Source organism: Streptomyces sp. GB4-14 (assembly GCF_022696125.1).
GTDB classification, from domain to species: Bacteria; Actinomycetota; Actinomycetes; order Streptomycetales; family Streptomycetaceae; genus Streptomyces; species Streptomyces werraensis.
On record NZ_RZHO01000002.1, the window covers coordinates 1536600 to 1549973 of the forward strand.

Annotated in this window: 8 protein-coding genes; 2 read left to right on the forward strand and 6 right to left on the reverse strand. The window is 72.1% G+C overall.

Translation table 11 applies throughout. The features are described 5' to 3' along the window. Nucleotides 1-271: 271 nt before the first annotated feature. Nucleotides 272-1282: a LacI family DNA-binding transcriptional regulator gene (locus ELQ39_RS08005; protein ID WP_225627608.1), complete on the forward strand. Its 1011-nt coding sequence runs from the start codon at nucleotides 272-274 to the stop codon at nucleotides 1280-1282. A 48-nt stretch (nucleotides 1283-1330) separates the two neighbouring features. Here the strand turns inward: ELQ39_RS08005 and ELQ39_RS08010 are convergent, their stop codons facing one another. From ELQ39_RS08010 to ELQ39_RS08035, 6 genes are all read right to left on the reverse strand, one after another. Further along, a complete protein-coding gene (locus tag ELQ39_RS08010; RefSeq protein WP_242591499.1) occupies nucleotides 1331-2044 on the reverse strand; it encodes a glycoside hydrolase family 12 protein in 714 nt (237 codons plus the stop codon). A 34-nt stretch (nucleotides 2045-2078) separates the two neighbouring features. Then, nucleotides 2079-4298, reverse strand: a complete 2220-nt coding sequence (locus ELQ39_RS08015) for a glycosyl hydrolase family 95 catalytic domain-containing protein (RefSeq protein ID WP_242591500.1) — start codon at nucleotides 4296-4298, stop codon at nucleotides 2079-2081. Next, nucleotides 4295-6265 (reverse strand): beta-galactosidase, encoded by a 1971-nt coding sequence (locus ELQ39_RS08020; RefSeq protein WP_242591501.1) that lies wholly within the window; start codon nucleotides 6263-6265, stop codon nucleotides 4295-4297. Before ELQ39_RS08020 ends, ELQ39_RS08015 begins: the two co-directional genes overlap by 4 nt. Before the next feature lie 141 nt (nucleotides 6266-6406). After that, nucleotides 6407-7363, reverse strand: a complete 957-nt coding sequence (locus ELQ39_RS08025) for a carbohydrate ABC transporter permease (protein WP_242591502.1) — start codon at nucleotides 7361-7363, stop codon at nucleotides 6407-6409. After that, nucleotides 7360-8421 carry an ABC transporter permease gene (locus tag ELQ39_RS08030; RefSeq protein WP_225627613.1) on the reverse strand — a complete coding sequence of 354 codons (1062 nt, stop codon included), beginning with the start codon at nucleotides 8419-8421 and terminating at the stop codon, nucleotides 7360-7362. The genes ELQ39_RS08025 and ELQ39_RS08030 overlap by 4 nt, the downstream gene beginning before the upstream one ends. Nucleotides 8422-8446: 25 nt before the next feature. Further along, nucleotides 8447-10135 carry an extracellular solute-binding protein gene (locus ELQ39_RS08035; RefSeq protein WP_242591503.1) on the reverse strand — a complete coding sequence of 563 codons (1689 nt, stop codon included), beginning with the start codon at nucleotides 10133-10135 and terminating at the stop codon, nucleotides 8447-8449. A gap of 366 nt (nucleotides 10136-10501) precedes the next feature. Here ELQ39_RS08035 and ELQ39_RS08040 point away from each other — a divergent pair, with 366 nt between their 5' ends. After that, entirely contained in the window at nucleotides 10502-13345 is a 2844-nt protein-coding gene (locus tag ELQ39_RS08040) for a glycoside hydrolase family 3 C-terminal domain-containing protein (protein WP_242591504.1), read from the forward strand. Nucleotides 13346-13374: the final 29 nt, after the last annotated feature.

Below are 13374 nucleotides of genomic sequence, written 5' to 3' on the forward strand. Positions count from 1 at the left end.
GAGGCTCACCTCGCCGCGAATAGGATGGAGTCATTGCGGTACGGACCGGTGCTACTCGATCGTATGTACCCGATTCGTAGCGACCCCACCACCCTGCGTGCCGCCGTCCGGCCGATCCCCGCGGGGCGGCGACGACGGGGAATTCTCTGTCGAAGCGCTTCGACTGGCTGGACATCCTGACCCTGCTGCCGCTAGGGTCAAACCGACTTTCATAAGCTCTTTTATCGTTCTCGCGCACTGTCGAAGCGCTTCACATCCCTGGAGATACCGGATGGTCACCCTCGCCGAGGTCGCCCAGCACGCCGGAGTCTCGGCGAGCACGGTGAGCTATGTCCTCAGCGGCAAGCGGTCGATCTCCGCGACCACCCGGCAGCGGGTCGAGCGCTCCATCCGCGAGCTCGGCTACCACCCCAACGCGGGCGCCCGCGCCCTCGCCAGCAGCAGGTCCAACATCATCGCTCTGATGGTGCCGCTGCGGACCGACATGTACGTGCCGGTGATGATGGAGATCGCCATAGCGGTCGCCACCACCGCCCGCACCCACGGGTACGACGTACTGCTGCTGACCGGCGAGGAGGGCCCGGACGCGGTCCGCCGGGTCGCCGGCAGCGGTCTCGCCGACGGCATGATCCTCATGGACGTCGAGCTGGACGACGAGCGCCTGCCGCTGCTGCGGGAGTCCGCCCAGCCGGCCGTGCTGATCGGACTGCCCGCCGACACCACCGGGCTGACCTGCGTGGACCTCGACTTCAAGGCGACCGGCGCGCTGTGCGTGGAGCACCTGGCCGGGCTGGGCCACCGCGACGTCGCCGTCATCGGAGAGGCCCCCGCGGTCTACGAGCGGCACACCGGCTTCGCCGAGCGCACCCTGGACGGGCTGCGCTCCCGCGCCCGCGAGACCGGGCTGCGGCTGCTGCACCGCCCCTGCGAGGGCGGGTACGACGCGACGGCCGTCACGGTCGCCCGCATCCTCGACGAACGCCCGGACACCACGGGGTTCGTGGTGCAGAACGAGGCGGCGGTCGAACCGCTCCTCGCCCTGCTGCGGCAGCAGGGGCGCGCCGTGCCGGAGGACGTCTCGGTGATCGCGGTCTGCCCCGAGCAGGTCGCCGTGCAGGCGTCGGTGCGGCTGACGTCGGTGTCCCTGCCCGCGCAGGAGATGGGCCGGCACGCCGTGGAGCAGCTGGTCGCCAAGCTCGACGGTCGCGGCGGCGACGAGGTCGTGCTGCTGCCGCCCGAGCTGACGGTCCGGGCGAGTTCGGGTCCCGCGCCGGTCCGCTGACCGGCCCTGTGCCGTCCGCACCGGTGCGGACGGCACAGGGTGCGCGCGTCAGCCGCCCGAGACGGTCAGGCTGTCGGTGCGGAAGTCGAGGCCGCCGGCGGACGAGGTGATCTCGTAGCCGAACTGCACGTCGCCGATGGTCTCGTTGCCCATCCAGCCCTTGGTGTCCTTGATCCACTTCAGGACGGGGAGGATGTTCACGGTGCCGGACGTCGAGTCCGAGGTCCGCAGGAACGAGAAGACCTCGTTGGCGCCGTTGTTCCCCTTGTACACGTTCCAGGTGTGGCCGCCGAGACTCACCGTGCCCTGCGCGGTGCCGAGCGGACCGACAGCGCCGTTGTAGTTGACCCAGAGCATGATCTCGTAGTCGTAGTCCGTGTCCCAGATGTCGTACGAGGTGTTGTACGCCCCCGCGGACGGGACGGTGACCCGGTAGGTGCTGGTGAGCGAACTCAGCGAGGAGACCGGCTTGTTGATCACCTTCTTGCTGTTCGGGTAGGACTTGATGCCGCCGGTGTTCGGGTGGTCGGCCCAGACGCCCCAGTTGGTGCCGGAGTTCGCCCAGACGCACTGCGAACCGGCGCCGGAGCCCCAGATGTTGTTGTAGAGGATGTAGCCGTCCAGGGTGGTGTTGCCCCACTGGTCGCAGGAGTTCCAGACGGCGGCGTGCGCGGGCGCGGAGGCCAGTCCGACCGTAGCGCCGAGCGCGAGGGCGGGGGCGATCAGCGCCCGGGCGATCCCGCGGAGGGTTTTCGGTGCCATGGTGTTCCTTCCATGGGTGGGGGGACGTGCCTGGTCATCGCGTCGCCGCCGGCAGAGGGACGACGCGTTCCTCGCCGGCGGCCAGGTCGAGCGGCTCGGCGCCCGCGGAGGTCCACAGGGTGATGCGGGCGGTGCGGTCGGGCCGGAGCACGGCGGTGCCGCCGTCCGGCGTCCAGGTGAGGTCGAGTGCGGCGCCGAAGCGGGTGCGGATCCCGGTCAGCCGGCCGCTCGGGAGCGCCGGAAGGGGGGCGGGCAGCAGCACCAGCCGGTCGGGGGTGGACTGCACGAGCGCCTCGATCAGCACGGCGGGCAGGGTGTGCGCGGCGTCGGCGTTGTAGACGTTCCGGTGCGGATAGTGGGCGCTCATCAGGGAGTCGTGGAAGAAGTCGCCGTCGAGCACCCGACCGAGCGCGCCTGCGACCCGTCTGCCGTCCCGGAGCCGGGCGGCGACCAGAGCGTGGTGCAGATGACCGTGCGCGGAGTCGTTCTCCGGGCCGCGCCTTTCCAGGGCGCGGTGGGCGGCCGCCGCGAGCTCCGGGGTGTCGTAGGGAGTGATCTCGTCCAGGGGCCAGACGCCGTAGAGGTGGCTGAGGTGGCGGTGGTCGTAGGTGTCGTCCAGGCCGGGCCAGGCCCATTCGGCGAGCGCCCCGTCGGCGTTGACGCGGTGCGGGGGCAGCCGGTCGGCGAGGGCGCGCAGCCGGTCGGCGCGGTCCGGGTGGTACGCGGCGGCGGTGTGCAGGGCATGGCGGGCGGCGGAAAGGTCCATGGCCGCGTTCAGCACGCCCCAGCTGCCGTTCGCCGGACGGTTCTCGGGCGAGTAGGAGGGGACGACGACCAGCCGGCCGTCGGGGCCGGTGCGGGTGAGGAAGTCCTCGTAGAAGTCGGCGACCTCGGCGAGCGCGGCGGCGGTGCGCGGGTCCCGGGTGCCGTAGGTCTCGTCGTGGTCGACGAGCGGCTTGAGCAGCCAGTCGGCTCCGGCCGTCCACAGGTGCAGGGGGTACTCGCGGCTGAAGTGGTAACTGTGCCCGGATTCGCCGTCGGTGTGCGCGGGCGTGACCACGCCCCGGGTGCCGAAGACCGCGCGGGCGTTGTCCCGCCAGTGCGGCAACTGCCGCCGGACCAGCGCCGCCAGGGCCTCGGTGACCTCCGGGAGGGCGGCCGCGGCGGCGGACGCGGTCTGGAGGTTGAGGTTGGCGTCCAGGGTGAAGGCGCCCGACCAGGCGGTGTCCCAGTCACCGGTCCACAGTCCGGTGAGCCGGGGCGGGAACACCCCGCTGGCGGACAGCAGGTGGTAGCGTCCGGCCGCGAACAGCCGCTCCAGCAGGGCGGTGCTCCGGGGCCGGGCGAGCAACGCCGAGCCGGGCAGCGCCCGTTCGGCGGGATCGGCGTCCAGGTCGAGGGTGACCCGTTCGTACGCGGTGCGGTGCAGGGCGACATGCCGGTCGAGGAGCGTGTCGTACGCCGGCCCGTCCGTGGTGAGCAGATCGCGCAGGGCGCGGCCCTCGGCGACCACGTCCGCCTCGCCGGTGTGCCGCAGCACCCGGGTGAGCAACAGGATCGAGCGGGCGCCGGTGACCAGCAGGCCGGGCGGGGCGAGGTCGGTGCGTCCGCCGGTGACCGCGGCGACGGTCACACCGGTGTACGCGAGGTCGCTGCCGGGGTAGCGGGCGCGCAGGCTGAGCAGGGCGCCCTCGGGGGTGAGGACGGCGCCGTGTCCGACGCGCAGGGTGCCGGGCGCGTTCGGCAGCCGGTGGTCCAGGGTGAGGCGGAGGGTGAGGTCGCCGCCGGTGACGTGCTGGACGATCACGTCGTCGGCGCGGGAGACGAACACACGGCTGGTGCGGCCGTCGTGGCGGGCGGTGGCCTCGCCGGTGGCGAAGTCCACCTCGCGGCGGTGGCCGGTCAGGTCGGCGGCGCCCTCGTGGTGGCGCAGACGGACCTGGAAGGCCGGGTGGAAGGGCCGCACCCACTGGAGCGGGCGTCCGTCGGTGAAGTCCTCGGCGGCGGTGAGGTCGCCGGACAGCAGCCGGTCCTGGACATCGGTGAGCGCGTCGGCCAGCAGGGGCGGCAGCCGGTGCCGGCCGCCCGCGTCGTCGTCCGGGCGGACGAGGGTGTGGTGGGTGACGACGGTCCGGTCGTCGGCCGGGTCGCCGAGCACGAGCGCGCCGTGCCGGCCGTTGCCGCACAGGAAGGCGTCCTCCCAGCGGGCGGCGGGCCGGGGCTCCCAGGTGCCGTGCACGGGTCCGCCGTTCATGGCTCCAGCACCGCCGCTCCGTAGCGGCCGAGGGTGATCCGGCCGGTGACGGTGGCTCCGGTGAGCAGGTCGCGGTGGGTGCCGGGGACGTCCACGGCGACCTCACCCCGGCCGTGGTGCAGCAGGAACAGCAGCCCGCCCCGGCGCACCGCCTCCACCGTGTCCGGGAGCCCGTCCAGCACCGGCCGCACTCCCGCCCCGGCGGCGACACGGGTGAGCAGGTCCCGCAGCGCGTCCGGCTCGGGCAGGGTGGAGACGTACCAGGCGCGTCCCTTGCGGAGCACGGCGGGCAGTCCGTCCAGTTCGCCGCCCCGGTAGGCGAGGGTCTCGTCGGCGGTGCCGTCGGGCTCCAGCTCCTCCGACCACAGGGTGCCGCGCAGGCCGCCCTCCGCCTCCACGGCCGTGCCCGGCTCCAGCGGCCACCACTCGTGCAGGGTGCGGATGCCGAAGAGGCCGCGCAGCCGCTCGTCCATGCCGCCGGGCCGCACCCGGTCGTCCTCGTCGACGACGCCGGTGCCGAAGCCGCAGACCAGGGTGCCGCCGCCGCGCACGTACGCCACGAGGTTGTCGGCGGCGCGGTCGGTGAGGAGGTGCAGCTGCGGGACGACGACCGTCCGGTATCCGGTGAGGTCGTGCTCGGGGTGGGCGACGTCCGTGGTGAGGTGGGCCCGCCACAGGGCACGGTGCCAGGCCCCGAGGAGTTCGGCGTGGCCCGTCTCCCGGGACGGGCGGCCCTCCTGGTCGCTCGCCCACCAGGCGTGCCAGTCGTGCAGCACGGCGACCTCGGCGGTGACCGCGCCGCCGCTCACGCGGGGGGCGATCCGCGCCAGGTCCGCGCCGAGCCTGCGGACCTCCTGGTGGGCGCGGCCTTCGGGGCCGGCGTGGCCGAGCATCCCGGAGTGGTACTTCTCGGCGCCCTGCCGGGACTGCCGCCACTGGAAGCAGCAGACGGCGTCCGCGCCGCGCGCGACGGCCTGGAGGGACCACAGACGGTTGAGGCCGCGCGGCTTGGGGCGGTTCACCGGGCGCCAGTTGACCGCGCCGGCCGCCTGTTCCATGAGCATCCACGGACCACGTGCCTGCGAGCGGGTCATGTCCTGCACGAGCGCGCCGTGCTGCGCGCCGAAGGGGTCGTCCGGGTCGGGGTAGAGGTCGACGGAGACGACGTCCTCCTCCTCGGCCCAGCGCCAGGCGTCCTGCCCGGACCACAGCGGCATGAAGTTGGTGGTGACCGGGAGGTGCGGGGTGTGCCGGCGGACGATGTCGCGCTCGGCGGTGAAGCACTCCAGGAGCATGTCGGAGGTGAAGCGCCGGAAGTCCAGGACCTGCGCGGGGTTCTTCAGGTAGTGGGTGCGCCGGGGCGGCAGCACCTCTTCCCAGTCGCCGTAGGTCTGGCTCCAGAAGGCGGTGCCCCAGGCGGTGTTGAGGGCGTCGAGGGTGCCGTACCGGTGGCGCAGCCAGGTGCGGAAGCGGGCGGCGGCCTCGTCGCCGTGGTCGTAGGTGCAGTACTCGTTGTTGATGTGCCAGAGGCTGAGCGCGGGATGGGCGGCGTAGCGGGCGGCCAGGTCCTCGGTGATCGCGGCGGCGAGGCGCCGGTAGGTGCCGCTGGAGTGGGAGAAGTGCTGGCGTCCGCCCCACAGTTCGGTGTGGCCGTCGGGGTCGGCGGGCAGGGTGTCCGGGTGCAGCCGGCCCATCCACGGCGGCGGGGAGGCGGTGGGGGTGGCGAGGACGACGCCGATGCCGTTCCCGTGCGCCAGGTCCATCAGCCGGTCCAGCCAGCCGAAGTGCCGCTCGCCGGGCCGGGGTTCGATCCGGGACCAGGAGAAGACGCCGAGGGTCACGGAGTTGACGCCCGCCTCGCGCATCAGGCGGACGTCCTCCTCCCAGGTCTCCTCGGGCCACTGCTCGGGGTTCCAGTCGCCGCCGTAGAGGATGCGGCCGCGGGTGACGTCGGCCAGGCGGGGCATCAGACGGTCCCCCGGGGTCGGACGGCGGGCGCGGGGCGCCGGCGGGGAGGGGCCACGGGCATGTCAGGTCCTCGGGCAAGGGGCGGACGGGGAGGATGCGCGCGCGGGTGCGGGACGCCCGGGGGCGTCCCGCACAGGGGATCACCCCTTGACCGCGCCGGTGAGCATCCCCTTCTTGAAGTGCTTCTGGACGAGGGGCGAGAGCACGGCCACCGGCAGCAGGGCCAGCACCATCACGGCCATCTGGATGGCCAGCGGCGACAGCTGCCCCGTGTTGATCTGCGCGGAAAGACCGACGGGCCGCTCCTGCTTCTGGACCAGCTGGATCATGACGTTCTGCAGCGGCATCATGTCCTGGTCGGTGAGGTAGATGGAGGCGTTGAACCAGGCGCTCCAGTAGCCCACCGCGTAGAACAGGGAGATCACCGCGACGACCGCGCGGGACAGCGGCATCACGATGCGGAACAGGATGCGCCACTCCCCCGCCCCGTCGATGCGGGCGCTGTCGACGAGTTCCTGCGAGATGTTCATGAAGAACGCGCGCAGCACCAGGATGTTGAAGACGCTCACCGCGCTCGGCAGGATCAGCGCCAGATAGGTGTCGGTCAGCCCGAGCGCCTGCACCAGCAGGTAGGTCGGGATGAGGCCGGCGCCGAAGAACATCGTGGCGAGCAGGGTCATCAGGATCCAGCGGTGCCCCAGCGAGCCGCTGCGGGAGAGGCCGTAGGCGCACAGCACCGACACGGCCATGCTGAACAGCGTGCCGGCGACGGTGACGCCGACGCTGACCAGGGCGGCGCGCTGCACCTGTCCGCCGCCGAGGAGTTCCTGGTAGGCGACGAAGGTGATGCCCTTGGGGATCACCACCAGGCCGCCCGCCTCGTCGATGGTCTTCTTGGTCTGCAGACTGGTGACGATCACGATCCACAGCGGGAAGAGGATGGCCAGGCAGGCGAGGCCGAGGGCGATGCCCTTGCCCGCCTGACCGGCGCGGGACGGCTCCTCCTCCCACACCGGGCGGGGCGGCGCGGACCAGCGGCCGGGCTTCTTCACCCGGGTCTCCTCCCGGTCCGGGCGGGTGCCGAGGACTGCGGTCATTTCTTGTACACCCCCTGCTCGCCCATGAGGTGGGCCACCTTGTTGGCGGTGAGGACCAGGCCGAGGCCCACCACGCCCTTGATGAGGCCCGCCGCGGCGGCGTAGCTGAAGTCCTGGTTGCGGATGCCGTTCCACCACACGTAGGTGTCGAGAACCTCGGAGGCGTCGACGCCCACCGCCTGTCTCTGCAGCAGCAGTTGCTCGAAGCCGACGGTGAGGGCGTCGCCGACGCGCAGCACCAGCAGCAGGGCGATCACCGGGCGCAGCGCGGGCAGCGTGACGTGCCACATCCGGCGCCAGCGGCCGGCGCCGTCCATGGCGGCGGCCTCGTACAGGTCGTTGGAGACGGAGGAGAGGGCGGCGAGGAAGACGATGATGCCCCAGCCGGCGTCCTTCCAGACGGTCTCGGCGGTCACCAGGTACTTGAAGATCTCCGGGTTCGTCATCAGGTCGAAACCCTCGTGGCCGTGCCGGCGGAGGGTCTGCGCGATGATGCCGGCGCCGCCGAAGATCTGCATGAAGACGGTGACGACGAGCACCCAGGAGAAGAAGTGCGGGAGGTACATGATCGCCTGGGCGACCGCCCGCACCCGGGGCCGCACCACGCTGTTGATGAGCAGCGCGAGCAGGATCGGGATCGGGAAGTAGAGCACCAGCTGCAGGAAGAACAGCACGAACGTGTTCCGCACCGCGTGCCAGAAGGCCGAGTCGGCGAAGATCCGCTCGAACTGCTCGAACCCGGTCCACGGGCTCTCGAAGATGGCGACGAAGCCGTTCTCGCTGAGATAGGGGTCGTAGTCCTGGAAGGCGACCACGTTGCCGAGGATCGGCACGTAGTTGAAGACCAGGACCAGCAGCAGGGCGGGCACGGTCATCAGGATCAGCGTGCGGTCACGCCGCCATCTGATCCGGAACGCGAGCCGTCCGGCCTTCCTCGCGGGGGACCCGCGCCCGCCCTTCCCGGACGGGACCGGGCCCTCGGGGGTTTTGGTCGTCCCGTCGTCCTGCGGGGGTGTCTGCGCCTCGGTCGTCCCCCGGGGCACCGTGCTGTGCGACACGGCCGTCTCCTCGCCTCGCTCCGGGTCAGTCGGCCGAGCCGTTGTCGTCGAGCAGCTTGCGGTACCAGTCGCGCAGTCCGTCGCCGCCCCTGCTCCGCCAGTCGGACACGGCCTGCTGCACATCGCTGATCTTCTTGCGGCCGCGCACCACGTCGTCCTCGAGCTGCTCGAAGTCGTCGGCGAGGTTGGACCAGCGGGCGGGCTCGGTGACGGTGAGGCCGAAGAACGACGACTTCTTGGTGAAGGCGCCCATGCGCTGCTGCCACTCGACCATTCCCTTGGTGATCTCGGGCAGGTCGGGGTAGGCGATGTACGGGGCCGGGTTGCCGGTGTAGTCGTAGGCGCCGTTGACCTCGTTGACGCCCTGCTGGGTCTTGACGGGCAGGCCCTTCTCGAAGGTGTAGTCGGTGCCCTCGACGCCGTAGGCGGTGAGCATGAACTCCTTGGTGCCGTAGGGCGCGGCGCAGAAGTTGCAGAGCGCGAGGAAGTCCTTGATCTGCTGCTCGGAGGCCTTCTTCGAGACGAAGGTGAAGATGTTGGCCGGCTGGACCGCCCACAGCGTGGGGTCGCCTCCGTCGGGGCCGAAGTAGTCGAACGCCGCCATCTCGAAGTCGGTTCTCTGCGTGCGCTGTTCGGCGGTCTTGCCCCACCAGTCGGAGATGTTCTGGTTGTAGACCAGCACCTCGCCGGCGGTGAACCGGTTGCCCGAGTCGCCGCCGGCCTTGCCCTGCACCGCGTCCGGGTGGACCACCCCGGCGGCGTACAGCTTGCGGGTCCACTCCAGCGCCTCGAGGAACTGCTCGGTCTCGATGCGGTTGACCAGCTTGTCGCCCTCCAGGTTCCACCAGAGCGCCTTGTCGGCGCCGGAGAGGACGCCGAAGATGTGGAACGCCGTCCACTTCATGTCGTCGCAGGCCCACAGCTTGGACTTGGCGTCGGTCGCCTCCTTCGCCCACGCCAGGAACTCGTCCGGACTCCTCGGGACGCTGTACCCCTTCTTCGCGAACAGGTCCTTGCGGTACAGCGGCGCGATGTCGGTGACGTACGGGGCCGGCATGGGGATGCCGCGCAGCTGTCCGCCGAAGATGCCGCGCTGCCAGGCCTCGGTGGGGACGGCCGCGAGGTTCGGGTAGTCCTTCACCTTGTCGCCGGACAGATAGGGGCCGAGGTCGGCGAACTTGGCGTTGACGGCGCTCGGGATGCGGCCCATGAGGTTCCAGCCGGGGACGACGACCACGTCCGGGACCTCGCTGGAGGCGAGCACCGCGCCGAGCTTCTGGTCGTAGGTGACGCCGTCCTGGTTCTGCCAGGTGACGTCGACGCCGACGGCCTTGTTCATCGCCGTGTAGTAGGGGTTGTCGTCCTTCGGCGGGGTGCCCCAGAACGGGGACATGACCGTCAGCTTCCCGCCGCTGCCGAGCGTCTTCGGCACGGAGGTCTTCAACTGGGCCGTCGGTATCGCCCGGGTGAAGCCGGCCGCCGATCCGTTCTTCGCCGGGATGTCGGGAGTGACGACGCTCGACGCCACGAACGCCGGGAGGATCTTCGCGGCCTCCTTGCCCGAGGTGGTGCCTTCCCTGCGGCCCTCCTGGCCCCCGCCGCCGCAGGCGGCCAGCAGCGGCGACCCGACGGCGACGGCCGCGGTGGCGGCCGCCGTGGAGGTGAGGAAGCTTCTCCGGCTCGGCCCGGAGGAGGAAGCGGCGTTCGGCGTCATTGCGTCAACCCTTCGTGGCGCACCAGGACACCCGGCAGGTGGCCGTCGGCTGTGGTGTCTTCGGTGGAACTGGCCGATCGGAAGCGGTCGTCCGGCGGGAGATGCACGCCATCACGGCGGCCTCACAGTCGAAGCGCTTCGATGTTGCTGCGAGGTTAAGTGAACACCTAGAGGCACACAAGGCCCGCTCCGACAATTCCTGTGACGGACGCACGATCACGAGGGAGGAGGGACAGGAGAGTTGAGCTTCGGGCACCGCGGAGGCGAAGTGGTCCACCGTCGCGGGTCCCTTGACACCCGACCCGGCCCCATCGAGCATCGAAGCGCTTCGAAAGCGCCGTAGCGCTCCATCCCGAGGGGACCCACGTGACCGCACCCACCCCGCCCACGCCGCCGTTCCGCGACCCGGACCTGCCGTTCGCCGAGCGCATCGACGACCTGCTGTCGCGGCTCACCCTGGACGAGAGGATCGGTTTCCTGCACCAGTTCTCTCCCGCGGTCGAGCGGCTGGGCGTCGCCGCGTTCCGCACGGGCCAGGAGGCCCTGCACGGGGTCGCCTGGATGGGCCCGGCGACCGTGTTCCCGCAGGCCGTGGGGCTGGGCGCGACCTGGAACGAGGACCTGGTGCGCCGGGTGGGCGAGGCGGTCTCCCGGGAGGCCCGCGCCATGCGCGCCCGCGACGGGCGGGTCGGCCTCAACGTCTGGTCGCCCACCGTGAATCTGCTGCGCCACCCTCTGTGGGGCCGCAACGAGGAGGGCTACTCCGAGGATCCGCGCCTCACCTCGTCCATCGCCACCGCCTACACCCGGGGACTGCGCGGCGACCACCCGGTGTACTGGCGCACCGCGCCCGTCCTCAAGCACTGGCTGGCGCACAACAACGAGACGCGCCGGGACACCACGTCCAGCTCGGTCCGGCCTCGGGTGCTGCACGAGTACGACCTGCGCGCCTTCCGCGACGCCGTGGAGGCCGGCGCGGTGGCCGGGGTGATGCCGGCGTACAACCTGGTCAACGGCCGCCCCAACCATGTGTCGCCCTACCTGCGCGAGCATCTGCGCACCTGGACCGACGAGGAGCTGCTGGTCTGCTCGGACGCGGGCGCGCCGTCCAACCTGGTCGATTCCGAGCACTACTTCGGCACGCACGAGGAGGCCACGGCGGCGGCGCTGCGCGCGGGCGTCGACAGCTTCACCGACCACGGCACCGACAGCTCGACGATCGTCGCCCGGGTCAAGAGGGCGCTGGAACAGGGCCTGTTGACCGAGGAGGACATCGGCACGGCCGTCCGGCGGCAGCTGTCGGTACGGTTCCGGCTCGGCGAGTTCGACCCCGGCCGGGACCCGTACGCCGGCGAGCGGGCCTTCGACACCCCCGAGCACCGGGCGCTCGCCCGGGAGACCGCCGAGCAGGCCGTCGTGCTGCTGAAGAACGACGGCCTGCTGCCGCTCGCCCCGGGCCGACGGATCGCCGTGGTCGGGCTGCTCGCCGACGAGTGCAAGCTCGACTGGTACAGCGGCAGCCTCATCCACCGCTCCACCCCGCTGGAGGGCCTGTACGAGCGGTTCGGCGCCGGCCGTGTGGAGTTCGCCGAGGGCGTCGACCGCGTCCTGCTGCGCACGTGCGACGGCGTCTTCCTGCACGTGCCGCCCGCGCCCGACGTCCCGGGGACGGCACGCGGCGAGGAAGGCGCCCTCGACCCCGCGCTGCTCGCCGGCCGCACCGACCTGCCGCCGCTCACGGCCGCACCGGACGGCACCGAACTCGCCCTCGTCGACTGGGGCGACGGCGTGCTCACGCTGCGCGCCCCCGACGGCAGGTACCTCTCGGTCGCGGACGACGGCCACCTGCGCGCCTCCGCCGACCAGCCGGGCGGCTGGGTGGTGCAGGAGACGTTCCGGCTGGAGCCGCACGGGGACGGCCATCTGCTGCGTCACCTGGGAACGGGGCATCCCGTGCGGGTCACCCCGGACGGGGTGCGGGCCGCCGAGGGCGAACCGGCGGTGTTCGAGGTGGTCGTCACCGAGCGCGGCGAGGACGCCGTGACCCGCGCCGCCGCCGGTGCCGACGTCGTCGTGGTGGTCGCGGGCAACGACCCCCACATCAACGGCCGGGAGACCGAGGACCGCACCACCCTGCGCCTGCCCGCACACCAGGAACGGCTGCTGCACGCCGCCCGCACCGCCAACCCGCGCACGGTCCTCGCCCTGGTGTCCGCCTACCCCTACGCGGTGGACCCGGCGGACCTCCCGGCGGTGCTGTGGACCGCGCACGGCGGCCAGGCGGCGGGCACGGCACTCGCGCGGGTGCTCGCCGGGGACGTCTCCCCCGCCGGACGGCTGCCGCAGACCTGGTACGCCAGTGACGCCGATCTGCCGGAACTCCTCGACTACGACGTGATCGGCGGACGCCAGACGTACCTGTACTTCGAGGGCGCCCCGCTGTTCCCCTTCGGCCACGGCCTGTCCTACGCGGCCTTCACCTACGGGGAGTTGACAGCCGACGTGACGGCGTCCGGGGTCCGGGTCGCGTTCGGGGTGACCAACACCGGCGCGGTCACGGCCGACGAGGTGGCCCAGCTGTACGGGCGGGCCGTCGGCCCGTCGGTGCCACGCCCGCGCCGCGAACTGCTCGGCCACCGCCGGGTGACGCTCGCCCCCGGCGAGAGCACCCGCCTCTTCTTCGACCTGCCGCTGTCCGCGTTCGCCTTCTGGGACGTGGCGGCCGGGCGGTGGCGGGTGGAGCCGGGGGCGTACGAACTGATGGCCGGCGCGTCCAGCGAGGACGTGCGGCTGCGCACCACGGTCACGCTTGAGGGCGAGCCGGGCGCTCCGCGTCCCGTCGTCGAACACGGCCTGGACGCGGCCGGCTTCGACGAGCAGGACGGCACCGAGATCGTCGACCGGACGAAGGAGTCGGGCGACGCGGTGACCCCGCTCGGCGGCAAGGACGGCGCACTGCTGTACCGCCGCTGCGACCTGGGCGCCGGGGTGCGGGAGGTGTCGGTGGAGATGTCCGGCACGGGCACGGTCGAGGTCGCCCTGGACGGCGGCCCGTCGCTCGCCTCCCTCTCCCTGGAGGCGCCCACGGCGGATCCGTACGCGTACGTCACGGTGACCGCGCCCGTCGCCGGGGCGCCAGGCGGGGTGCGGGACGTGCGGCTGCGGGTGCGGGGGGCACTGCGGGTGGCGCGGCTGGGCTTCACGGTCTGAGGACCGGCACGGGGAAAGCCCGGCACGGC